The sequence below is a fragment of the Acinetobacter sp. AOR18_HL genome (assembly GCF_027855145.1).
Classification (GTDB): Bacteria; Pseudomonadota; Gammaproteobacteria; order Pseudomonadales; family Moraxellaceae; genus Acinetobacter; species Acinetobacter pittii.
Window position 1 is genome coordinate 44096 of sequence record NZ_JAKTIG010000045.1, and the last position, 24028, is coordinate 68123.

Consider the following 24028-nt stretch of genomic DNA (forward strand, 5'->3'; position numbering starts at 1 on the left):
GTGAAGCTTTTATAAAACCTCTTCTTGCTTCTTTTGATGATGTCTACTTTTCCAGTTTTTAACAACCATCCAGCGCCAGAAAATTTCTGTGCATATATATAAAATAACAGCAAATACAAAAGCTTCTACAACAAGTCCAGTCATCAAGATTTTCGCAAGACTAAAATCAATATGGCCATGGCCGAAATGAGTAATCCAACGAGAAATCTGATGCAATACACCCAGTAACATTTCTTTGTTAATCATATGCACATGAAAAATATGAGCACCGAACCAAAAACCGATATATAGAATAGGAACTAATGTAAGCGGGTTACTTAACCAAGCGAGCATCAAGCTAATTGGTAAATTTACTTCGAATAGTAATACAGCCATCACAATAAATACGCTGTGAAAAGGAATAGGCAGTAAACCAAAAAAAGTTCCGACAAAAACAGCTCGGGTAATTGATTTTCGATTGACATACCAAAGCACAGGATTAAGAGTCTTTTTACCAAAAATCCTTAGAAATTTCATATTTGAAACTTTCTCGGGGGAGGGAAGCCAAGATTGAAAAAAATGCTTTGCCATAATCATTAAGGGTAGTAAAGCGCGATGCTCTATATAAAAAATCAGAAACAATATATGAATTGAAACTTATTAAAAGCTTAAAATTTAAACTTACCAGTGCTATATATTTTTTATTATAAAGACTTTTGATGGAAAAATAGACTTAAAATAAAAATAGTTATGTTACTTAACTCAGAATCTATTTGAAAAGTATAACAACTGACCGTAAAGTTTTCTTCTCGACTTTATGTGGTAATTTTATAAATATTTGTTTTTATATACTTTATTTTTATTTTGAAAATAACTTGAAATACTTTGTCTTACAATTACCTTTTGCCTTGTGACAGGATATCTATTAATCTGAGATGACTATATTGTGAGGTCATTCAATGATTTCATGGCTTTTTATTGGCTTAGTAGCCACAATTTTACTTACTCCAGGCCCAACCAATACTCTGCTCGCTTCTTCAGGAGTACAAGTGGGTTTAAGGAAGTCAGTAAAACTTATTCCAGCAGAAGTTTTGGGTTATGTAATCTCTATTTCTGCATGGGGAATGCTGATTGGAAAAGTGTCTAGCACACTACCAATGCTGCCGCCTATTCTAAAGCTATTGAGCGCTTGCTATATTATTTTCTTAGCCATCAAGTTATGGCATACGGCAAATCAAGAAGTTGAATTAAATCAGCCAACGATTCGTGCTCGTGAGTTATTCTGCGCCACTTTATTAAACCCAAAAGCCTTACTCTTTGCCTCAGCAATTTTCCCGGTAGCTGCATGGAGTAATTTTCATATTTATTTAATTCATATGATGGCTTATTTAGCGCTTATTACCCCAATTGCATTGTTCTGGATTTTCTTGGGATCGGTTTTAGCTTCTAAGAAAGTGGGTTGGTTAAATCAAACTAACTTGCAAAAAACCGCTTCACTTGTATTGGTCAGCTTTTCAATTCCAATTAGTTATTCTGCTTTACTGAACCTTTAAACGTACTGCTGAGCTATTCTTATTTATTTGAGTAGCTCTGTGTTGTTTTCATAATTGGTTTTTTAAGTTAAAGTACGTCGAAATCAATGAATTTACCTTTTGGATAGAAAATACATGGCCATTAAGTCTGATCGTTGGATTCGCGAGATGAGCGAAAAACACGGCATGATTGAACCTTATGCAGAGAATCAAGTCCGTTTTGATAAAAATGGTGAAAAGTTGATTTCCTACGGGGTCTCTAGCTATGGTTATGATGTACGCTGTGCCCGTGAATTCAAGGTTTTTACAAACGTACATTCTGCAATTGTCGATCCAAAGAATTTTGATGACAAAAGTTTTATCGATATTGAGTCTGACGTTTGTATTATTCCGCCAAACTCATTTGCTCTAGCGCGTACAATTGAATATTTCCGTATACCTCGCAATGTGTTAACAGTGTGCTTAGGTAAATCGACCTACGCTCGTTGCGGTATTATTGTAAATGTGACTCCATTAGAACCTGAATGGGAAGGTCACGTTACGTTAGAATTTTCAAATACGACAAATTTACCTGCACGTATTTATGCTGGGGAAGGCGTAGCACAAATGCTATTCTTTGAAAGTGATGAAGTATGTGAAACCTCTTATAAAGACCGTGGTGGTAAATACCAAGGTCAAACAGGTGTTACGCTTCCTAAAACTTAATCTTTCCTCGATGAAAAGATTTTAAAAATAATGGGTCACTTAGGTGGCCCAATTTTATAAATAAAATTTTTTTGAGAAGCGTTTATCGGAATTATGATAAACGACAGTTTCCTTTTGTAAAAAATGATATAATATGATCAATAATTGATTTGTTTTTTGTTCTGCATCACAGAATTTAAAGGCAAATGTGGTTGATATAGGCTCTCTTTGATAATGTTTAGTTAAATATTTATCAAATGCAGATAGGCCAAATAAAAAGAAATTAAATAGGATTATGCCCCCACGGATACGGAGGTCGGCCATGCGACAGTTTACGTCTCTTCGAGTAGCACTTTTAACTCTCGGAAGCTTATGTTTTTCTTCAGCTTACGCTGCTTCTACACTAGTCCCTATGTCAGATGCTGAACTATCAGCAACTCGTGGCCAAGCTTTAATGGGTATGTCTTATATTGCGCCTACAGATTCTGCAAGTAACTCAAGTTCAAATGGAAATATGGGGTTTTACCGACTTGCATTAGATGCCCAATTAGAACTTAATGCCAATATTAAAAAATTACAGTTAGGTTGTGGTGGGGTAAATGGCGCTGGTGCCTGTGACATCGATATTGATTATTTGAGTTTAAGTGGTGGCACGGTAGATAGTACTAGTACTGAGCGTGCTTCTTCTTCCGCTATTATTACCAATCCATTTTTAGAATTTGCTGTTAAAAATCCAGATTCAGCTTCTACACGTGAGATCCAAGGTTTTCGGTTAAGTGCTAAGTCACTTTCGGGTTTACTTACTTTTGGTTTAGAAAATGGTGATGCTGCTAGTGGTATTAATTCATTAAGTGGATATATGGTAACTAAACCAACTGGAGGTACGGTAACTACGAATCCTTACTATGGTATTACCCAAGATGAAACCGGAACTGCAATTACAGGACGGGCAGAATTTATAGGTAACATAGCAACACTTCCATTTACATCTACGGCCTATAATCTAAATTTAGGTGCAGGTAGTGGAACATTGTCTATGGGGCAACAAATTATTACGGGTAAGCGTATTAATACAGCTAATTTGAATGCAACAGCAAGGGTTGGAGGGATTGCAGTTACGGGGACTTTAGATGCAACTGCTTCAGTGCTGGGTATTCCTGTTCCGATTTCGGGTGATGTAACTGGAACAGTAAATAATCTTGATGTAAATGTGGCAATTAAACAAAGTCTGGGTTATTTCCATGCTGCTCAACTGAATGGCTCTGCTGGTTATCTCTCCGTACAGGGCGTAAATATATTATGGCCAGAGGCAGCCTCAACGGCACAAACAGGATGGTGGCTAGAGCTTACAAACCCAATTGATATTGGACAAATTACTCCTACGGGAAATGTTGATATTGCATTAGCTACAATTACTGATGCCTTGGGACAAGTTAGTTCTTATCTAGAAACACATCCTGTTAAATGTGGAGCATTAGCATTAAACTGTTTAGCAGGTAATCTTCCTATTGGAACTGTTGATTTAACAGGGAAAACACCAGCTTCTATGGCCTTAACTAATGTAGTGCTTCAAAAACAAAACTTCTCAGCTAACTGTTATGGTTCTTTAAAATTCTGTTAAATGCATCTCTTATTTCTCGTTTATCGGAAAAATGAGTTTTTATTTATTTAATTTTGCATTTGAGTAAATATTCAGCATAATGGAAATGTGGAAAGGTTGGCAATTTTTAAAAGTTTGCCCCTTGTGAGATGAAAAAGGAAATAATCTCACATCAAGGACTGTTAAAGAAAAAGAAATATGGTGCGTGGCATCGTATAAAACAGGAAGGTCACGATGACTACACTTAATTATACGGTAAGGTTTCAAAAAACCGTTTTAGCAAGTTTAATTGGACTTTTTTTAAGTCAGTCAAGCTTTGCTCTTGAAGAACTTTCTGATGCTGGTTTAAGTGAAACTATAGGCGAAGGTATTGCAATATTACCACAAAATACATTCATGGTATTTCGTGGCGCTGGTCCAAATGAATCTGTAAATCAAATTATTACCGATCGTAGTAAAGATACAGGTTATATTAACTATGTACCCGTAGGGCCTTTGAGTGTTGGTGCGGCTGATACAAGTGGTAATGGCACTGTTGGACCAGAAGACCGCGCAGTAGGTAAAGCAGACATATTTCTTTATGGATTAGCATTATCTAAGTCAGATGGCGATGCAAATTCGCGTATTGCTAACACCTCAGCTGCAGCAGCGATTTCAAGTTGGGGCACAGGAGCCAATCCATGGATATTTAAAGTAAAAACTGCGACCAATGTTCCTAATTTTAGTACAACAGATAGCGGTGTTTACCCAGTAACGTATTTATCTTTAGAAGCTCCTCTATATCAACCATTAATTGATGGGGCAGAGGGAGCTGATGCATATAATTTAAAATTAGGGCTATGGGCTGATGCATTTGTACGTAATCCCAATGTTGTCGCTACAACAAATGGCTCTCTAGCCCAATTTCAATATGGTAATAATAACGGGTTAATTGGTACCAGTATTGATACAACTCGTGCTAACCGATTACGTTTGCAAGGCATTCTAAATGGCTTTAGTTTAAATGGTAGCCAGATTAGTATGTTCCAAACATTAGGTGGTGCAACTACGGCTGGAGGAATGAGTCCTTTTTATAATAATACGTTAGGAATGTCTGGACTAGTTCGCTTAAATACGGGTGATAGCAAAAATACCAGTATTGTGACTGAAAATGTTACGAGTCAAACGCAGACATACGCTACAAGTAGTAATAATGGATGGCAAACAGTACATGCGGGTGCAAACTCAACTTTAAGTGCAAGTAGTACTGGAGACTGTGGTAACAGTGGCACAGGGAGTTTTAGTACCTCTCGTGGATGCCGTTACTATGTAGAAAATCGAACTAGAACAGATACAAAAACATCGAATAAAACACGAATTGCCTTTAATGATACAAATAAGGTATTGCGATTTAGTACCCGTGAAACTTCAGACTCACCAAATGCATCAAACAATTTATATACACCTGCATTTGACTCTGCAGGCGCTGTAGCACCGAAGTTTGCTGATAGTGAAGGCTTATATCTCTACAATCCAAATATTAATTTAGTATTAGGTAATTTATATCAACCGCTTATTTTAGGTTCCGACGGCAAAAACTTTAGTATTGAAATTGCTCGAATTGCAAATAAACCAGAAATATATAAACAGATTTATACTGATTACACTGGTGCTGACACGACTTACAAAGGTTCTACGTGTAACGTTTATTCATGTGTTAACCCTACGCATAGTAGTATTACGATTGGTACCGTATATAGTCCTGATAATGGAAAAACCTTGTTAGCAAATACCGGCGAAGGTGCAATTGGCGTTTCCTTTGGGCGTTTAATTTCAACAGGTACGCAAGTTTCTGGGACTTCTGCCGGTAGTTTGGTATCAATGACTAATTCAGTATCTGGTACTACTTCCGCCACAATGACAGAGGTCCGTTTTAAACAAAGACAACAGAATACCCAGACATGGAAACAAGAATATAGTTGTGGTTTGTTTAATTCTAACTGTGGTTATAAAACATTAGGATATTTATATCAATGGGAATATAGCAAAGGAACTGGTGCGTGGGTTATTACAAATCCAACGCCAAAACCAGCTGATGCAACAACTTGTTCTGGTGCTTTAGGATGTACGAGTACATCGGGTTCGACGCCAATGTATGGAGCTACTTCGAATCGTGATTGGACTAACTCTGCTATTCCATGGTTGACTTCAAGAAATGCTGTCGTCAACGATTTAATTGGTAGTAGTAATGGCACAACTGGATACGTTATTCCTACAGCTAATCAAGCTCCAGCTTTGTCTAACATTAGTCCTTTAAATAACTTGGGATCCGCTTCAATCGACGGTGTTTTAATCCAACACTTGAAACTGACAACTAAAGGTCTATAAGAGGAGGAGAATGCTATGAAAAAAATAAGTACTTTAATCCTCGCTCTTTGTGCAACGGTCACTCATGCAGAGCTACAAACTTTAGATAATGACGCATTACAGGCGATTAATGGTCAGGCGGGTGCTGATTTATCTTTAATGCTCAATTTAAACCAGACAGTTAACGGTGTATTTGACAATGGTAGTGGTGGTGTCTGTGAGAACGTAGAGTTTTGCCATATTGGCTTGGCAATTAATAAGCGTTTTGTACAAGCAGATGCGACCAAACCAAGTGGTTGGGCCGAAAATAGTGATAGTGGTAATAAACTTTGGCTTGTATTTAAAGGCGTACAAGGTACTTTAAATATTCAAAAAATGGGTTTGGATGGCGCTGATTTAAAGTATTTGGATAAAAACAATACTGAAATGATTAAGCCTGCTATTCAGCTTAGTTTTAGTGCAGCACAGCCAATTCTAATTCGTAACTTTGGTTTTAATGCCTTATCAATTGAGCAAGATAACTTTACCAGCTCAACAACAGCGCAAGGGTCGAGTGCAAATATGTATGATTATGCATATTTCAAAAAACCAACTTATGCGGCGACTGCTAATAGTGCAAACCAGCAAGTTGCTACTGCAACACCATCGGCGTATGACCATGGACGTGAAACTGGTTTTATGGGCTTGATGATGAATGGGAATTTAGCTATCCAAGGAAAAGTCATGGTCTTTAGTTGTGATGGTAGCCATCCTCGTTGTTAAGGGTTAATGTAGATTTCAAAGGAACTGAAGTGATGAAAAAAAATAAAGAAAATCACAGCTCAAAGTTTATTTTAAACGCATTAACAACCAGCATGTTGTTAGTGAGCGGACATGTTTTTGCGTTAGAAGCTTTAACAGATGCTGACATGAGTGCTGTTAATGGGCAAGATGGGATTTCGATTCAAACGACGTTTAATGAAATCAATATTGATAATGCTTACTGGGACGATCATGCAGGTACACCTGGTAGTGCAGATCAGGTCTTAAGAGCGCAAGCGAGCGGGATAAAAGTTCAAAAAAGTAATGCATCTAGTCAGCCTTTAAGTACAAATTACCGTTTAGATGTAGGGAGTAACCCAACTACGGGTAAAACTGGACTCGACTTTTCTATGCAAAGCAGTCCATCACTTATAACTGTAAATAGTTTTAAAGTATGTAATAACTCTGCTACTTGTTCGCCGACACTGGGGCAGCTAGCTATTCAAACGACTTCTCCTCTAAATTTGGCACTTACAACCCAAGATGGTCTATTTAATGCAAATAGTCAGTCGAGCATGACGCTTGGTATTAATAATGCCAATATTTATTTAGGGCAATTAGATGCTCGTAGTCAGCTAAATCAGTTAATTTTAAGAAATTTTAACTTTAATTTTGTCGGTAAAGGAGCCATGCTGATTGACCCAACTCGTGGCCTAGTTTTACAGACGAATACTGGAACTAACGTTGCTAGTGTAGGGCAAACCCCAAATAGTACCTATGGTTATGTTGATTTTAACCGTGTAGCAGATTCAGCTTCTGGTCTAACAGCAGGAACATATGTAGATAGTAGTGGAAAAGTAACTAATTCAGGCCTGAATATTGAGGTCATGTTAAGTTCTAATGTGGATAAAACTAACCCTTATGCTTTAGATGCAACCAATAGTCCCCAAAATGCGAAAGGTTTGATTCGTTTAGGTGCTAGCGGACGTATGGTAAATAGTTATTTACAAGTCCGTGGCATGGATGGTACGTCAGATACAACAATATTAGGTACAGCAAATACCGCTACAGGTACGGGCTCAAGTAATAGTATTTTAGGTAATTCTGGGATTGCCTTTCGTATGAAAGGTGAATTCACTAAAGACAATGACTCAATGCTAGGCTCAGATGGCAAAGCAACCACTTTAGAAATTGGTGGAGCAGGTCTGAATGCCTATGGTTTCGAATTTGGTAATTTAACAGGCCTTAACTCAGCTACGCGCGGTTATTTTGACAGCGGAAATATTTATTTAAATCTTGCTGATACAAAAACATTATTAATGCCAAACAACGCGACTTTAAATGCAATTCGTTTAGGGGCGGGTACTTTAACAACAGCTGCTGATTATCAGCATAATATTCACCGTGATACGGTCACTAATCCGTTTAGCTTAATTCTTGCGATGCGTGGAGCAGAGTTTCAAGCATTTTCAAGACGCGGTCGTTTTACGACAAGTGCAAATGTTGCTGCTGCCAATCAGTTTGCAGACAATGGTGCAAATAACCAGTGGGGCTTAGCCTTACCTTTTTATAATTTAAATGCTAACGCTGCTGTATATGGTTTAGATGCACCGGCAAATAGCGCTTATTACTATACAAAAGATACAAATGGTAAGCCTATTCGAAATGCTGTAGCTGCATCTGGAACGACTTCGCGTTTAGGTTTTGGTATTGCTGCTGGAACTACGGGACGTGATGCGACTGGAACTAAAACAACCTCAATTTTATTAATTGATGGTTCTCCAAATGCTAATAATGGTGGTAGTCCTACTGATTATTACATGGGCTTACGTAATATCGATATGTTCCTCAAAGGCAACGGAAGTATTGGTTTAGAAAATGGCAGTCTTAATATTAGTTTAAAAGAGATGCTACTTGCTTTATCAACAGAAATTGCAGCAGGTTATTTACCGGGGGCTAAATATAAAACTTGTCCAGCGACGGGTTCATGTACTTCACCTATCGATAATTTTGCCAAAAATAATGATGTGTTATTTGGTCTAAAACTCCGTTTAGGTGGCGATCTTAACTTATCAATTGTGCCAAATAGTTCAATTGCAGATGGTAGTGCTTTAACTGTACTAGGCGATTTCACAGTGCCTGCGACAGCAACTGGAAATACGGTTCAAATTAGTGATCCGATTGATGGTTCTGCAATTGGTTTTGACAATATTACAGGAAAGCTAGCGTTTAATACCGCTTTGGTTGTGGGTAAAGATACAACAAGTGGTTTAGGTAAAGTTGGGGTAAATACAGCGGTTTATTTCAACCCTGATAAGAGTATTGACGGCGCGTTACGTGTTAAAGATATTAATTTCTATCCGCCTTCAACAGGAGCGGGCGCACGTTTAGGTGAGCTTGCAATTACGGGTGGACGTTTAAATAGTAGCTTTAGTATTGTGCCTAGAAATGGGGCCTTTAACTAATAAATAAAAGTGACGATTATCGTCACTTTTTTATATAAATTTTATTTTAGTGTGATTGGATTTGCATTCGTCGGGTTATAGAGATAATTGCTTTGTACTTGAATATTATTCTGATAGTCTGAACAAATAATAAGCGTTTGTCTCTTAAGGATTAGAGCGACATGAAGAATAAAAATATAGGGTTCTGGCTGCTACTTGCCAGTAGTTCAAGTGTATTTGCAATGCAACCTTTGGATGATCAAAGCCTTGCAGCAGCGACGGGTCAAAATGGTTTAACTTTAGGAATTCAGGCCGATAAAGTTAAATTTAATCAAGTCGCACTTATTGATACTAACGGTGTTGCTTCAACTTCTTATAACAGTAAGGCTGGTTTTGTCATTGCTGGAAACTCTACTAATCCAGTTCCTAGTATAGAGTTTATTAAAGCCGCTGTATCGGGTAATCCTTCTTTTAATATTGCAATGGATACCGATGCTGGGGGTGGAAATCCTTTTTTAAATTTAGCTATATCTATGGGGAATGATGTAAACGGAATTCGACTTCTACCTTTTTCAGTTTATTTAGCCCCAAGTACATCTTTATCTAGTCCATCCGATTATGCATTAACAAGTTATGCACCCAAATCAATTTTTAGTTCGGGAACGACAGTAAATACGGGTGTAAAAGAAATCATTCGTTCTACTGGAAATCTAGATATTAACTTTGTACAAACCAATAAACCCCGTTTAAACATTCAACTGGGTCATGCTGCGCAGTCCGTCATGGTTAAATTTGGTGGGGCAATTCAATCTATTTGTTCTGCTGCTACGGGTTGTCCAATTACTTTAGTGTCCGATAATACGGGTGCTACATTTGGGTTTAAGTTTGCAGGAACAAATACCTCAACTGGTTTTGTATTAGATGGTTTTTATGCAGGAGTTGATCCAACTGGATTAACTTTTGGGAATACAGGCGCATCTAGTAAATTTGATGCTTCACTTAATAATGTCACTTTAGGGAATATGGCTACTCAAAATACAACAACATTTAATAATTTACCTAATGGTTCTATGGGGAGTTTTGGTGTCACTGGTGTTTCTGTAACTGACTTTAAAATGAAAGTAAGCGGCTTTTAAAAAAGAATAATAGCTTAACCTGAAATACGAGAGGGCGACTATGAAAATAATCGCCCTCTTTTTTTTAAAGGCTATGCCGAGTTAAATAGTATCTGATCTGGTGTGTTCTAATTGGTGAACAATTTCATCTAAAGCTTTAATACGTTTCACCTGATCCCATAATTCTTTTGCTTGAGGATAGGCTTTGGTCATCATGCCTAACCACTGCTTATAACGACCAACCATCCCAATTTCTGTTTTTGCTTGACCGTTTAAAAAGCGAATTTGTAAGTCAACGAGTTGTTCCCAACTAAATAATGCTTCATCCATATTTTGGCGAATGCATTGTGTTAAATCTGGAGTCGTTACCGCACCACGGCCAATCATTAAGTCTTCACAACCAGATTGTTGCTGACAAGCTCTAGCATCAGCATTGGTCCAGATTTCACCGTTAGCAATCACATTAATTTTTAAAGCTTCTTTAATAGGTAGAATTTTTTCCCAATAAGCTGGTGGTGTATAGCCATCTGCTTTAGTTCGAGCGTGTACAGTTAACCAGCTGGCACCTGCATCTTCAACAGCGTGGGCATTTTCCATCGTATGGTTTTCATCAAGATAACCTAAACGCATTTTTGCTGAAACAGGAATATGAGCAGGTACAGCATCTCTCACTGCTTTAATCAGCAGATGTACCACGTCTGGTTCATCAAGAAGGACTGAACCACCACGATGTCGATTAACGGTTTTTGCAGGGCAACCAAAATTAAGGTCGATTGCAGGTGCACCTAATTCAACAACTTTTGCTGCGTTTGCTGCCAGCATATCTGGGTTATTACCTAGGAACTGAACATGAACAGGCGTACCTGCTGCTGTTTTACCATCATTTTTTAGTTCAGGACAAAAACTATAATAGATGTGGTCTGGCAAAATACTGTCTGTAACGCGAATAAACTCGGTCACACACCAGTCGAAATCACCAACAGATGTGAGTGTATCCCGCATGATCGGGTCAGTTAAACCTTCCATTGGAGCGAGTATGAGTTTCACAGTCTGTGTCACCTGAGTAAAACGAAAACAGCGTTATACGGGATATGCATAACGCTGTCTAGTATCGATTAAATTTTAATTTCTCTAGCGCCCTAAGATCATCTCAAGCACAAATTTACTGCCGATAAATCCAATCGCTAAAAGTACAAAACCCATTAAGGTAAAACGAATTGCTTTTTGACCTCTCCAGCCAAGTTTGTAATGGCCGATCAGTAATGAGCCATAGATAAACCAAGAAATAATACTAAATACGGTTTTATGAGCGAGATGCTGAGCAAAGAAGCTATCAATTGTTAAAAAACCAAATGTAAGCGCAATTGTTAATAAAATGAAACCTGTAATGATTAGGTCAAATAATAAAGATTCCATCGCCTGAATTGGCGGGAGTAAGTTGACCCAGAAACGTTTTTTTTGTTTCTTTTTGAGTTCACGATTTTGGAACCACATTAAGATCGCATGTATGGTTGCCATCAGTAAAACTGCATAGGCAGAAAGCGAAAGAATGATATGAGTATCAAGCCCTAACGAATGCTGTTCAATAAATTGATCTGGTCGACTAAAGGCAAACCCTAAAATAAGACCAATAGCTGCGACAGGAATGCCTAACAAGTTTAACGGCAGAATAGGGCGGAAAGTACTAAAAATTAAGCTTAACAATAACATAAGCCCCGATGTAAAAGACATCAGGTTAAATACATCGTAGTTAATTCCTGCTGGTGTAAGCATGGCATCGCATAAAACTGTGCCGTGCAGTACTAATGCCAAGATAGTAACAAAAGCAAATAACCATGAGTTTGGTTCACGTTTTGACATTAAACGAATAAACAGATACCAGAAAGAAGTGGTATATGCGATGAGTGCCAAAATTGTATAAACCAAGGGGAGGCTAATCATGTCAAACCTTTTTCAGGATTAATTCATCTATATAAGATATAAATTCGCTGCGAACTAAAGTATCCTATAGCATTCTATGCATAAATTTTCTATTTCGAGAAAGATTTTTTTGCAACTAGCCATTTTAAGCGGATTTTGCAATGTTTGATACCTTAACAGAACGACTCACACAGAGTTTAAGAAATGTTACTGGCTCAGGGCAGCTGACCGAAGACAATATTAAAGATACCTTACGTGAAGTACGTATGGCACTTCTTGAAGCCGATGTCGCGTTAACTGTAACTCGTGAATTTATCGCGAAAGTTAAGGAAGAGGCATTGGGCCAAGAAGTGATGACCCAGTTATCACCAGGCCAGGCATTTGTAAAAATTGTCTATGACGAACTCACCAAGATGATGGGTGAGGCGAATGAAACACTTGATTTAAGTGCGAAACCTCCTGTTGTAGTATTACTTGCTGGTTTACAAGGTGCAGGTAAAACCACAACTGCTGCCAAGCTGGCACGTTTCTTAAAAGAACGTCAAAAGAAAAAAGTAATGACTGTTTCTGCCGACGTTTACCGTCCGGCAGCAATTAAACAGTTAGAAACTGTTTCAAATGAAGTTGGTGCAGGCTTTATTCCTTCAGATCCTTCTGAAAAGCCAATTGATATTGTTAATCGTGCAATTGAACAGGCAAAAATCCAGTTTGCTGATGTATTGATTGTCGATACGGCAGGCCGTTTACATGTCGATGCAGACATGATGGACGAAATTAAAGAATTACATGCAGCAGTTAAGCCGACTGAAACTTTGTTTGTGGTTGATGCCATGACAGGTCAGGATGCTGCAAATACAGCAAAAGCATTTAATGATGCTTTAGCTCTTACAGGTGTGATTCTTACTAAAACTGATGGTGATGCACGTGGTGGTGCAGCGCTTTCTGTGCGCGCCATTACTGGTAAGCCAATCAAGTTCTTGGGTATGGGTGAGAAGCTTGACGCTTTAGAACCATTCCATCCGGATCGTGTTGCTCAACGTATTTTAGGCATGGGTGACGTACTTTCTTTAGTCGAAGAAGTTGAACGTAAAATCGACAAAGAAAAAGCCGAAAAAATGGCGAAAAAATTGCAAAAAGGCGGTAGCTTCAACTTTGAAGATATGCTGATGCAATTTGAGCAAATGAAAAAAATGGGCGGCATGATGGGCTTCTTAGACAAGTTGCCCGGCATGAGCGGTGCAGGAATTCAGCAAGCGATTGAGCAAGCGAACCCTGAAAAACAAGTCAAGAAGATGGAAGCGATTATCCAGTCAATGACTGTTAAAGAGCGCCGTAATCCGGACTTAATGAACCCAAGTCGTAAAAAACGTATTGCGGCAGGTTGTGGTATGGATGTTGCTGAAGTGAACAAACTCATTAAGCAACAAGCGCAAATGGCTAAAATGATGAAGAAATTTGCGAATCCATCTGGTATGAGCAAAATGATGCGTTCATTAGGCAATATGCAAAAGCAATTTGGCGGCGGCGGTGGCGGAATGGGCCCACTCTTTGGTAATAATGACCAAAAGAAATAAATCCATAAAATAAAAGGCGCATATAGCGCCTTTTATTTTGTTGTGTATTTTAGTCTTTAGGATAATGGGCAATATATTGCTGTAATCCTTTGAGTAAAAGATCGGTTTCTACCACAGGCTCATATTTTTGTAAGAACTTGGCAAATAGTGTTGCATCACCACCAGTCAGCAGTAGCTTTTTAGGAGATTGCTGCATAATATTTTCAATGGTACTAATGAGGCCTAATAAAATACCGTGATGTACTGCATCTACAGTGTTATTGCCCGGATTTAGGTTATCAAAAGCTGAGTCTGGAATTTTAATACCCTTGGTATTTTGAATAAGAGCATCTCGCTGCAAATACAAATTAGGCAGGATGTAACCTCCTAAATGCTGTTTACCTTGAGTTAGGTCAATTGTGAGCGCTGTTCCGCAACCAATAATGCAATAGTTTTCATCTGCTTGAGCTACAGCGAGTACTTGTAGCCAACGGTCGATCCCGAGCTGACTCGGAACTTCATAGCCGCACTTTAACTCAGCATATTCAGCATGCACTTTGGCAAAAATAACAGGAATTTCAAGCCATTTTAAAATCTGCTGAATACGTTGGTTATTTTCGGTATCGAGTACCGAAGAAATCCCGATTCGATGCAGGCCTTGATGTTTAAAGTGTTGGATTAACCCAAGTAATAAATCGGCAGGAGACTGTAAATGTAGCTCAGCTGCATGTTCAATAATTTGCTGATTTTCAGTAATCCAGTATTTTAAACGGGTGTTTCCGATATCAAGCCATAAACTTTTCATGGGGAAAATACCTGATTACTGAGTTGTTTGTGGTCTTAGGCGACCTTGATAAAACTGCTGTGGTTCTGGAGTTTCAAGAATTACTGCACCTTCATTGGAGATTCCAACAAAACGACCATGTACCAGTCCCTGACTATGTTCAAACTGAACTAGCTGATTAAGCCATGCAGCGTGGTGGTTAAAACGCCCCGCCAAATTGTAGCAGCCATGATCAAACCAGCGAGCAGCATTTTGAATCGCAATATAAAGTTCTGAAATTAACTCAAGACGACCCATTTGCTCTAGGCCCAAATCTTCTAAAGAGGTAATTGGTTGATTACTATCAGTCACTGGTGGTGTTTTTAAATTAATACCTACACCTACAATAGCCTGATGCTGAGACAGTGGTTCGACTAAAATTCCACCCCATTTGCCCTGAGCACTATATAAATCGTTTGGCCATTTCACTTGCAGATTAAGAGCTTGTAACTGTGGGATTTGCAAAATATTCAGAGCAACTTCAAGTGCTAAGCGACCATCTAAGGGTGTTCGAGTTTGCACCAATGTGCTTAAATAAATGTTTCCTTCAGGTGAAATCCATTGCCGTTGATGTTGACCTCGCCCTTGAGTTTGTTGAGCACTGCAAACCAAGCCCGTTGTAATGCCTTTTTGGGCAATTTCACGAATATCATCATTGGTCGAAGTTGTGGTTGCTTTTAATAAAACCACTTCTGGAAGCTGGTTTTTTGCGCTTAAAAGTTGTTGTAGTTGGCGAGTCTCTAAATCCATGTTGAATATGAGCAGAGTGGTAAAACATTTATGGAGTTAATCATATATTTACTCATTGGCGCAATTGCTGGTTTTACTGCCGGATTGTTTGGAGTGGGTGGTGGACTAATTATTGTACCAATCCTCTATGTGGTTTTTACCCAATTGCACTACGACCCCGCAGTAATCATGCATATTGCAGTCGGAACATCGCTTGCAACCATTATTGTGACGTCTTTTAGTTCTGTTACAGCTCATCATAAAAAGGGTGCAGTACTTTGGCCTGTTTTTCGTAATTTAGCACCTGGACTGGTGTTGGGCTCATTTTTAGGGGCGGGTATTGCTGACCTGATGTCTGGTCAGCATTTGCAACTTCTTATTGGTATTTTTGCGGTTGTGATGGCCTATAGGATGTTTAAAGGAGCACATGTAGTTGTTGATCCAACGCGTCAGCTCCCTTCAACCCCTATGCAATTCATGGCGGGTGGAGGCATTGGTATTGCCTCTGCAATTTTTGGAATTGGGGGAGGAAGTTTAACCGTTCCATACTTAAACCGTCATGGCGTGGTCATGCAAAAAGCAGTCGCGACTTCTGCCGCTTGCGGTTTACCAATTGCAGTTGCTGGAGCGATTGGCTTTATGTGGTTTGGTGCAAAAGAACAAATCTCAGTGCCTAACACGATTGGTTATGTGCACATCTATGCGTTTATTGGCATTAGTGTCATGAGTTTTGTCACAGCGAAGTTTGGAGCAAAGGTTGCTCATGCGTTGTCGCCGCAGATGTTAAAAAAATGCTTTGCTTGCCTGTTAGTGGTGGTAGGTAGTTATTTTATTTATAAAGGCATTATGCATTAGAGGCTAAAATCTTAAATTTATAAGACAGTGGTGTAAAAGCTTGAATTTTTAGGAATTCGAGCTTTTTTTATTCATAGAATATAAGAGCGCTCCAAGCTTTTATTCATCTGATTTTGGTGTTGTTTTTAAATGAGTTGGCTTAAAATGCAATAAAATTGTCAGACAATGACATAGTTTTTAATCGATGGGATCAGTTAAAAACAAGGATGCGAAAGAAAAGCATGGATTAATGCATATAAAAAGTAGCGGGTGATTTATGAATCTCGAAGACACAGAAAGTCTTTCTGAGCAAATTGTCAAATATATTAGCGAACAGATCATTAGTGGCGAGCTAGTAGAAGGCGAACGTATTCAAGAACTACGTATTGCCAAAGAACTTGACGTTAGCCGAGGATCAGTTCGTGAAGCATTGTTATTATTAGAGCGTACTCATTTAATTGAGATTTTTCCACGCCGTGGGGCAATTGTTTCAGAAATGTCTGCACAACAAGTTAAAGCGTTGTTTGATACAAATATGATGTTATTGGGGCATATTGTACAACGCATGAGTGAAACATGGCGTGCGCATGAAGCAGATCAATTACAGTTGCTATTAGAGCAACTTCTTGAGCATGTCAAAGCAGGTGATATCGAAAAATTTTATGATGGGGTCTTCCAATATTTAGCTGAACAGCAAGATATGGTGGGTAATCCTTATCTAATGAAATTTTATAAAGAGTTATTACCTTCATTACGTCGTAGTTATTTTTTGACCTTAAATACCTCTAAGCGGGAACTACAAGAAGCATTTGCATTATTTAAACTCGTGACTGATGCAATTTTAATCCGAAAATCACAACAAGCCGCTTTATTTATGGAAGATTTTTGTCGACACTTACGTAACCTTGTGTTGGAATCGCTGACACGAATGAAACAGATTGAATTGGCTTGGGCAAGACGCTCACGCCGCTAGTTAGGGCATTATGCGTTTAAGCAGTTTAAAACTTTCCGGCTTTAAATCTTTTGCAGATAGTACAACCTTAAATTTTAAGGCTAACCGCACAGCAGTGGTTGGTCCAAATGGTTGTGGCAAATCCAATGTAATTGATGCGATCCGCTGGGTGATGGGTGAGTCAAACGCTCGTCAGCTCCGTGGTGGTAGCATGCAAGATGTTATTTTTACGGGGACTTCCAAACGTAAGCCCGTTGGTGTGGCCAGTGTTGAGCTACGCTTTGATAATACTTATGGAAAGTTGGGCGGATCGTATAATGCTTATAATGAGTTAGCTGTTCGCCGTCAGGTCACTCGTGAAGGTAAGTCAGAATATTTCTTGAATGGTACACGTTGTCGCCGCCGTGATATTACCGATATTTTCTTAGGAACAGGCTTAGGACCACGCTCATATGCGGTCATTGAGCAAGGCATGATTAACCGCTTGGTTGATGCCAAGCCTGAAGAAATGCGTGTGTTCATTGAGGAAGCCGCGGGTGTTTCTCGTTATCAGGCTCGTCGCCGTGAAACTTTGCAGCATCTTGAACATACAGAGCAAAACCTTTCACGCTTAGACGATATTGCACTAGAGTTAAAATCGCAGCTTAAAACGCTTAAGCGTCAGTCGGAAGCAGCGGTTCAATATAAAACTTTAGAAAGCCAGATTCGTACGCTCAAAATTGAAATTTTGTCTTTTCAGGCAGAGAAAAGTGTACGCCTACAAGAAGAATATACCGTTCAAATGAATGAATTGGGTGAAACCTTTAAATTGGTTCGCTCAGAATTAAGCACGATTGAACATGATTTAGAAGCAACCAGTGCTTTGTTTCAGCGACTTATTCAGCAATCTTCACCGCTACAACAAGAATGGCAACAAGCTGAAAAGAAACTATCTGAACTTAAAATGACTCTTGAACAAAAACAGAGTCTATACCAGCAAAATAGTACGACTCTCGTTCAGTTAGAGCAGCAAAGATTCCAAACTAAAGAACGTTTACAGCTTTCTGAATTGCAACTCGAAACACTGAATAATCAGCTAGAAGAACAAACAGAAGCTTTAACTGGAGTTGAGCATACAGCGACGGAGGCTGAACAAAACTTTGCTGATTTACAATCTCAGCAGAAACAAGCACAACAACAGTTTGAGCAAGTAAAAGCTCAGGTTGAAAAACAACAGCAGCAAAAAATGCAGATGTCAGCTCAAATTGAACAGTTGGGTAAAAATGTTCAGCGCATTGAGCAGCAAAAAGAAACGCTGCAACATCAAGCAAACCAAATTCAATCGCATGTTCATGAAGATGAGCAGGGCGAGCTTGAGCAACTGCAACAGAAATTACTGGGCGAAATCGCGTCGCTTGAAACTGAAATTGAGCAACAATTACTGCATTTAGAGCAATCTCAACAGCAACACCAGTCAAGTAAAAATCAGCAGCAAACTCTGAAAACAGAAATCCAAGTTTTATTATCAGAGCAGAAAAACTTAAGCCAGCTTATTGCTAAACAAAGTCCAAAGCAAAACCAAGATACGCTACGTTTAATGCAAGCTCTAGAGTTAACAGAGCAAGGTAAACCACATGCGCAGATTGTTGAGAAGTTTTTAGCAAAATGGTTACAAGCTCATATTCTTGAGACTGAACAAGTCTTTCAAGAAGGAGTTGCTCGCCAGCTAAAACCTTCAGAGCAAACAAGTAAATTTAAAGGTAACTTGGCTTGTTTAAATGAGTGGATTGCATCGCCACAGCTATCAATCTTTTCAAATGTAGCGATTGCACAAGATTTGACTCAAGCTTTAAATGAGCAAAAGCAGTTGCAACATGGCCAGTCTGTTTTGACTTTAGATGGCTATCATGTCGGGCAGGATTGGGTGATTGCCCTTATGTATGATGACGAAAGTCAAAGCGCACAAGGTATGCTGAGCCACCGTATTCGTCTAGATGAAATTGAACAAGCTCTTGAAAAGCAACAGCCTCAATTACAAGCACTAGATGAAATTGTAGTTCAGCAAAAAGATGAATTAGCGCAATTACAGCCTGGTGTGCAGCACAAACAGCAAGTTGTGAAACAAAAGCAAAAAGACTTACAACAGCTAGATGTGCAAATTGCTAAGCAACAAACCGCGGCACAAGCATTTTTACTGCAAAAACAGCAATTAAAAGATCAACTTGGTCAGTTGGATATGCAGCTTGAAGAAGATGCAATGCAAAAAGATGATCTTGAAATTGATTTGCATGCATTAGCAATTAAGCTCGAAACCATTTTACCTGACTATAAAACTTTGCAATTTCGAGTAGAAGAATTAACAGAGCAGTTAGACGAGCAGCAACAAGCCTTGCAACATCAGCAACAAGAACGTGAAATTTTACGCCGTAATAGCACGCAGACAACTCAACAGATTGAGTTGCTTGAAAAAGATATCTCATTCTTGCAAAGCCAATATCAGCAAATTGCAGCTCAAATGGAGCAAGCGAAAAAGTTTGTTGACCCTATTCAATTAGAGTTACCAAATCTTGAGTCAGAGTTTCAGCAACAATTTGCTCAAACTGAAAAGTTGCAAAAGAACTGGAATGAATGGCAGCTTGAACTCAATAGTGTGCAGGAAAAACAGCAGACTTTGACCGATCAGCGTCATCAATATCAACAAAAAGATGAGCAGCTCAGAGAACAACTTGAAGCAAAACGATTGGCATGGCAAGCAGCCAAGTCAGATCGTGAGCATTATCAAGAGCAGCTTAAAGAGCTAAATGCCGAACTCCAAAAAGGCTTACAAATAGATTTAGCCGAGCACCAGCAAAAACTGGAAAAAGTACAGAAACAGTTTGAAAAAATTGGAGCGGTTAACCTTGCCGCTTCACAAGAGTTTGAAGAAGTTTCTCAGCGTTTTGATGAGCTGAGTCACCAGATTCAAGATTTGGAAAATACGGTAACTCAATTAAAAGATGCGATGAAAAGCATTGACCAGGAAACCCGTAAGCTGTTTATGACAACTTTTGATCAGATCAATCAGGAGTTGCAAAACCTGTTTCCAAAGGTTTTTAATGGTGGTGAGGCGAGTTTAAGTCTTGAAGATGACTGGCAATCTGGTGTTAAACTGATGGCAAGGCCACCAGGTAAGAAAAATAGTTCTCTAGCATTACTTTCCGGTGGAGAAAAGGCTTTAACAGCGTTAGCATTAGTATTTGCGATTTTTAGATTAAATCCGGCACCGTTTTGTGTACTAGATGAAGTGGACGCACCACTTGATGATGCGAATGTTCAGAGATATTGTAATTTGGTAAAAGAACTTTCTGAACATGTACAATTCATTTACATTACACATAATAAGCTGGCGATGACCATGGCAACTGATTTGTTGGGTGTGACCATGCCTGAACCGGGTACATCAAAATTAGTCACTGTCGATTTAGAACAGGCAAAAGAATACGGGTTAGTTTCGGAGTCATAGAATGGAAATCAATACGATTATTGGCATCGTTGTTGCCATTATAATTATGCTAATTGGCTTAAAAATGATTTTAAAAAAGCCAAACCATGCTGAACCCTCATTAGACAGTGATTTGCATATTAATCCTGATAGTAATCAACCAGTTATACCTAGGCACGTGAGAGATCAGCTTGAGAAAACTGAAGCTGAATCTGTAGCGGTGACTAGTGCAGAGCGAGTAGAACCGACTTTAAGCGAAGCTGCGCCGTCACAAGTACCTGAAACAAAACAGTCAGAAATTGAGACCGTAGAACCCGCTAAAGCAATTCAAACTGAACAAACTCAAGCAGTTGTTGAAAACGCTTCTGTAGAAGAAATTAAATCTGAACAAACAGTACCAAGCTCTACCATTCATAAAGATGGTTCAGTTGAGTTGGTTGATACAGTTTCTGTTAAACCGGTAGCTGAAGATTTAGCAAAAGAAAATTTGGAAGCTGAAAGCGAAAAAAATGAGCCTGAGTTGAGTTTAAACCCGAATATTGAAACTGCCGAAATTGCTGAGTTTGAAGGCGAGAGTAATATTCTGGATGTGCATTTACATGAACAGCAACGTTATGATGATGAAAGTGCATTAGCGATGGCTGAACAGATTATTGCGCTAAATGTTTATCCAAACCCTCGTCGTGCATTGTCTGGCGATAAAGCGCTTAAAGTGCTGTTGAAATATGGTTTACGCTACGGTGAAATGTCGTGCTTCCATCGTTATGAAAATACCGATGAGCCGAGTGTACTCATGTTCTCTGTATTGCGTATGACAGACAATGGACCAGCTGGGTTTGATCTTGAAACGCTATCTACTGAACAAGTTCAAGGGTTAGCATTTTTCCTTGCGCTTCCAAACAGTAAAGCCGTGACTGGTTTTGACATGATGGCGAGTATTGCAGGTTTAATCGCTCGTGAAATTGATGGCAAAGTTTACGATGAGAATAATCTTGAATTTACGCCACAGTTAAAAGAGCACTGGCGTCATCATGTGATTGATTATCGTCCGGCACAGGCGACCGCCTAGTTTTAATTTTTTACGTTCGTTGCGATAATTGCAACATATCTAGTCGCAGCTCAGGGTGGAGAAATTTCCACCCTTTTTTATGGTGAATAACATAATGGCAACAACTTCCGTGATCGAACAGATGCGTCAGCTTATTCAACTGATTGCAAAGCATAACCATGCCTACTATGTCATGGATCAGCCGACAATCTCGGACAGTGAATATGATCATTTATTTCACCAGCTAAAAGCTTTAGAAGAGCAATATCCTGATCTTGTTCAATCAGATTCACCCACTACAAAAGTAGGTGGACAAGCACTCTCTAAATTTCAAAGTGTGACTCATGTAGTTCCGATGCTTTCTTTGGGGAACGTTTTTAATCAGGAAGACTTGTTTGCATTTGCACGTCGTGTTGAAGAGCGTTTGCCTAATCAAAAAGTACAATACGAAGTCGAACTAAAACTTGATGGTCTTGCGATTTCTCTTTGGTATGAAAATGGTGTGTTAATACGTGGCGTTACACGTGGTGATGGAGAAACTGGGGAGGACATTACGCAGAACGTTAAAACGATTCGTAATTTGCCTAAAGTGTTACATTCAGATCACTTTGAAATTCCACGTTTGCTGGAAGTTCGTGGTGAAGTACTTATGCCAAAGTCTGGTTTTGAAAAACTCAATGCTGAACAGGAAGCCAAAGGCGATAAAACATTTGCCAACCCGCGTAATGCTGCAGCTGGTAGTTTAAGACAACTCGATCCTAATATTGCTGCGGCTCGACCTTTAGCATTTTATGCTTACGGCATCGCTCAATGTGAACCTAATCATGGCTTAACTACCATGCATGACAGTCTGCAATGGCTCACAAAACTTGGATTTGAAATTGCTGAACGTCAATATCTTTGTAATTCAATTCAAGAAGTACAGCAACGTTATGAGCAAATTCAGCAAGAACGTTCAGATTTACAAGTTGAAATTGATGGGATGGTTGTAAAGGTTGATGACTTAAAGCAACAGCAACAACTTGGTTTTTTAAGTCGTGAACCACGTTGGGCAACTGCTTATAAATTCCCTGCCCAAGCTGCATTAACTACGGTTGATCAGATTGATTGGCAAGTAGGGCGTACAGGTACTTTGACTCCAGTAGCGCGTTTAAACCCTGTGTTTGTAGGGGGAGTTACGGTTTCCAATGTAACTTTACACAACATTGGTGAGATCCATCGCCTAGATGTACGTGTTGGTGACACGGTGAGTGTTTATCGTACAGGCGATGTTATTCCTAAAGTAGAAAAAGTTTGGCCAGAGTTCCGTCCTGTTGATGCTGAAGTTGTACATTTACCTGAAAACTGTCCTGTTTGTGCCTCACCAGTGGTAATGCCAGAAGGGGAAGCTTTAGCACGTTGTTCTGGTGGACTGTATTGTGCTGCACAGCGTATTGAAGCGATTCGTCACTTCGTATCACGTAAAGCTCTAGATATTGAAGGTCTAGGCGATCGTTGGGTAGAGTCTTTATTACACCTCGATTTGCTCAAAGATGTTGCCGATATTTATCATTTGCACGAACACCGAGAAACTTTACTCGGGATTGAAAAAATGGGTGAGAAATCGGTACAAAATCTAATTGATGCCATTGAAGCCAGTAAGAAGACAACGCTTGCGCGTTTTATTTATGCTCTGGGAATTCGTGGGGTAGGTGAAACAACAGCTAGGATGTTAGCCAATACTTTCCAAACTTTGGAAGCGCTTAAAGCTGCTGATGTTGAAGCTTTAAAGAAAACACCAGATGTTGGTGATATTACTGCCGAGTGGATTGCTGACTTTTTCTTGGCACCGCACAACATTGAAGTGCTTGATCGATTAATAGCAGCAGGAATTCATTGGGATGCACCGACTGCACCAACACGCCAACCATTAAATGGCGAGAGCTGGGTGTTAACAGGCACTTTAGAGCAAATGACCCGTGATCAGGCAACACAAATGCTACAAGCATTAGGTGCGCGTGTAAGCGGTAGTGTATCGAGTAAAACCAAATGTGTTGTTGCGGGTGAGAAGGCTGGTTCGAAATTAGAAAAAGCAGCAAAACTAGGTATTGCTGTTATGAATGAGACTGATTTCTTATCACTTATGGCAAGCTACGGGCAGACTTTAAGCGAATAGATCTACCGAAATAAGAACCATTGATTTTAGTTACAAATTTATAAATTGATGGTTTGAGCCATATTTTAACGCTTGTCTGAACTTATAAATTGGACAAGCGTTTCTTTTTGCAG

Annotated in this window: 18 protein-coding genes; 13 read left to right on the forward strand and 5 right to left on the reverse strand. The window is 39.2% G+C overall.

Annotated elements, in window-relative coordinates; translation table 11 throughout:
* Window positions 1-9: 9 nt before the first annotated feature.
* Window positions 10-576, reverse strand: coding sequence for a DUF2062 domain-containing protein (locus tag MKL51_RS12110; protein ID WP_016802582.1), 567 nt, complete (start codon window positions 574-576; stop codon window positions 10-12).
* A gap of 362 nt (window positions 577-938) precedes the next feature.
* Between MKL51_RS12110 and MKL51_RS12115 the strand changes: the two genes are divergently transcribed.
* The 7 genes from MKL51_RS12115 to MKL51_RS12145 all read left to right on the forward strand — a co-directional run bounded on the left by MKL51_RS12115 (window position 939) and on the right by MKL51_RS12145 (window position 10462).
* Window positions 939-1532 carry a LysE family translocator gene (locus MKL51_RS12115; RefSeq protein WP_005071033.1) on the forward strand — a complete coding sequence of 198 codons (594 nt, stop codon included), beginning with the start codon at window positions 939-941 and terminating at the stop codon, window positions 1530-1532.
* A gap of 114 nt (window positions 1533-1646) precedes the next feature.
* Window positions 1647-2216, forward strand: a complete 570-nt coding sequence (dcd, locus tag MKL51_RS12120) for a dCTP deaminase (protein ID WP_002120290.1) — start codon at window positions 1647-1649, stop codon at window positions 2214-2216.
* A 301-nt stretch (window positions 2217-2517) separates the two neighbouring features.
* Window positions 2518-3816 carry a hypothetical protein gene (locus MKL51_RS12125; protein WP_005071030.1) on the forward strand — a complete coding sequence of 433 codons (1299 nt, stop codon included), beginning with the start codon at window positions 2518-2520 and terminating at the stop codon, window positions 3814-3816.
* A gap of 213 nt (window positions 3817-4029) precedes the next feature.
* The gene (locus MKL51_RS12130) at window positions 4030-6162 is read left to right on the forward strand and encodes a hypothetical protein (protein WP_017481297.1); all 2133 of its coding nucleotides are present in this window, start codon (window positions 4030-4032) and stop codon (window positions 6160-6162) included.
* A gap of 15 nt (window positions 6163-6177) precedes the next feature.
* The gene (locus MKL51_RS12135; RefSeq protein WP_017481298.1) at window positions 6178-6903 is read left to right on the forward strand and encodes a DUF6160 family protein; all 726 of its coding nucleotides are present in this window, start codon (window positions 6178-6180) and stop codon (window positions 6901-6903) included.
* Window positions 6904-6935: 32 nt separating this feature from the next.
* A complete protein-coding gene (locus MKL51_RS12140) occupies window positions 6936-9347 on the forward strand; it encodes a DUF6160 family protein (RefSeq protein ID WP_017481299.1) in 2412 nt (803 codons plus the stop codon).
* Window positions 9348-9508: 161 nt separating this feature from the next.
* Window positions 9509-10462 (forward strand): DUF6160 family protein, encoded by a 954-nt coding sequence (locus tag MKL51_RS12145; RefSeq protein ID WP_017481300.1) that lies wholly within the window; start codon window positions 9509-9511, stop codon window positions 10460-10462.
* Window positions 10463-10543: 81 nt separating this feature from the next.
* Here MKL51_RS12145 and MKL51_RS12150 read toward each other — a convergent pair whose 3' ends face one another.
* Both MKL51_RS12150 and MKL51_RS12155 read right to left on the reverse strand, forming a co-directional pair.
* A complete protein-coding gene (locus tag MKL51_RS12150; protein WP_025468420.1) occupies window positions 10544-11488 on the reverse strand; it encodes a tRNA-dihydrouridine synthase in 945 nt (314 codons plus the stop codon).
* An 84-nt stretch (window positions 11489-11572) separates the two neighbouring features.
* The gene (locus tag MKL51_RS12155) at window positions 11573-12382 is read right to left on the reverse strand and encodes a cytochrome C assembly family protein (RefSeq protein ID WP_002120294.1); all 810 of its coding nucleotides are present in this window, start codon (window positions 12380-12382) and stop codon (window positions 11573-11575) included.
* 140 nt (window positions 12383-12522) lie between these two features.
* On the opposite strand from MKL51_RS12155, the gene ffh reads away from it, so the two are divergent.
* Window positions 12523-13935: a signal recognition particle protein gene (gene ffh / locus MKL51_RS12160; RefSeq protein WP_017481302.1), complete on the forward strand. Its 1413-nt coding sequence runs from the start codon at window positions 12523-12525 to the stop codon at window positions 13933-13935.
* Window positions 13936-13984: 49 nt separating this feature from the next.
* On the opposite strand, the gene MKL51_RS12165 is transcribed toward ffh, so the two are convergent.
* Together MKL51_RS12165 and MKL51_RS12170 are read right to left on the reverse strand one after the other, a co-directional pair.
* On the reverse strand, window positions 13985-14719 hold the full coding sequence (locus MKL51_RS12165) for a pantothenate kinase (RefSeq protein WP_002120277.1): 735 nt from the start codon (window positions 14717-14719) through the stop codon (window positions 13985-13987).
* A gap of 15 nt (window positions 14720-14734) precedes the next feature.
* Window positions 14735-15487, reverse strand: a complete 753-nt coding sequence (locus MKL51_RS12170) for a biotin--[acetyl-CoA-carboxylase] ligase (protein WP_017481303.1) — start codon at window positions 15485-15487, stop codon at window positions 14735-14737.
* Window positions 15488-15517: 30 nt separating this feature from the next.
* Here MKL51_RS12170 and MKL51_RS12175 point away from each other — a divergent pair, with 30 nt between their 5' ends.
* The 5 genes from MKL51_RS12175 to ligA all read left to right on the forward strand — a co-directional run bounded on the left by MKL51_RS12175 (window position 15518) and on the right by ligA (window position 23915).
* Window positions 15518-16321: a sulfite exporter TauE/SafE family protein gene (locus MKL51_RS12175; RefSeq protein ID WP_005071011.1), complete on the forward strand. Its 804-nt coding sequence runs from the start codon at window positions 15518-15520 to the stop codon at window positions 16319-16321.
* A gap of 256 nt (window positions 16322-16577) precedes the next feature.
* Entirely contained in the window at window positions 16578-17273 is a 696-nt protein-coding gene (locus MKL51_RS12180) for a GntR family transcriptional regulator (RefSeq protein ID WP_002120391.1), read from the forward strand.
* A 10-nt stretch (window positions 17274-17283) separates the two neighbouring features.
* A complete protein-coding gene (smc, locus tag MKL51_RS12185; protein ID WP_017481304.1) occupies window positions 17284-20733 on the forward strand; it encodes a chromosome segregation protein SMC in 3450 nt (1149 codons plus the stop codon).
* Window position 20734: 1 nt separating this feature from the next.
* The gene (locus MKL51_RS12190) at window positions 20735-21781 is read left to right on the forward strand and encodes a cell division protein ZipA C-terminal FtsZ-binding domain-containing protein (protein WP_017481305.1); all 1047 of its coding nucleotides are present in this window, start codon (window positions 20735-20737) and stop codon (window positions 21779-21781) included.
* A gap of 94 nt (window positions 21782-21875) precedes the next feature.
* Window positions 21876-23915: an NAD-dependent DNA ligase LigA gene (gene ligA, locus MKL51_RS12195; protein WP_005071003.1), complete on the forward strand. Its 2040-nt coding sequence runs from the start codon at window positions 21876-21878 to the stop codon at window positions 23913-23915.
* Window positions 23916-24028 lie beyond the last annotated feature (113 nt).

Coding starts and splice junctions, on each gene's coding strand:
- MKL51_RS12110 (WP_016802582.1), bottom strand. CDS start 576: ATGATTATGGCAAAGCATTTTTTTCAATCTTGGCTTCCCTCCCCCGAG.
- MKL51_RS12115 (WP_005071033.1), top strand. CDS start 939: ATGATTTCATGGCTTTTTATTGGCTTAGTAGCCACAATTTTACTTACT.
- dcd (WP_002120290.1), top strand. CDS start 1,647: ATGGCCATTAAGTCTGATCGTTGGATTCGCGAGATGAGCGAAAAACAC.
- MKL51_RS12125 (WP_005071030.1), top strand. CDS start 2,518: ATGCGACAGTTTACGTCTCTTCGAGTAGCACTTTTAACTCTCGGAAGC.
- MKL51_RS12130 (WP_017481297.1), top strand. CDS start 4,030: ATGACTACACTTAATTATACGGTAAGGTTTCAAAAAACCGTTTTAGCA.
- MKL51_RS12135 (WP_017481298.1), top strand. CDS start 6,178: ATGAAAAAAATAAGTACTTTAATCCTCGCTCTTTGTGCAACGGTCACT.
- MKL51_RS12140 (WP_017481299.1), top strand. CDS start 6,936: ATGAAAAAAAATAAAGAAAATCACAGCTCAAAGTTTATTTTAAACGCA.
- MKL51_RS12145 (WP_017481300.1), top strand. CDS start 9,509: ATGAAGAATAAAAATATAGGGTTCTGGCTGCTACTTGCCAGTAGTTCA.
- MKL51_RS12155 (WP_002120294.1), bottom strand. CDS start 12,382: ATGATTAGCCTCCCCTTGGTTTATACAATTTTGGCACTCATCGCATAT.
- ffh (WP_017481302.1), top strand. CDS start 12,523: ATGTTTGATACCTTAACAGAACGACTCACACAGAGTTTAAGAAATGTT.
- MKL51_RS12165 (WP_002120277.1), bottom strand. CDS start 14,719: ATGAAAAGTTTATGGCTTGATATCGGAAACACCCGTTTAAAATACTGG.
- MKL51_RS12170 (WP_017481303.1), bottom strand. CDS start 15,487: ATGGATTTAGAGACTCGCCAACTACAACAACTTTTAAGCGCAAAAAAC.
- MKL51_RS12175 (WP_005071011.1), top strand. CDS start 15,518: ATGGAGTTAATCATATATTTACTCATTGGCGCAATTGCTGGTTTTACT.
- MKL51_RS12180 (WP_002120391.1), top strand. CDS start 16,578: ATGAATCTCGAAGACACAGAAAGTCTTTCTGAGCAAATTGTCAAATAT.
- smc (WP_017481304.1), top strand. CDS start 17,284: ATGCGTTTAAGCAGTTTAAAACTTTCCGGCTTTAAATCTTTTGCAGAT.
- MKL51_RS12190 (WP_017481305.1), top strand. CDS start 20,735: ATGGAAATCAATACGATTATTGGCATCGTTGTTGCCATTATAATTATG.
- ligA (WP_005071003.1), top strand. CDS start 21,876: ATGGCAACAACTTCCGTGATCGAACAGATGCGTCAGCTTATTCAACTG.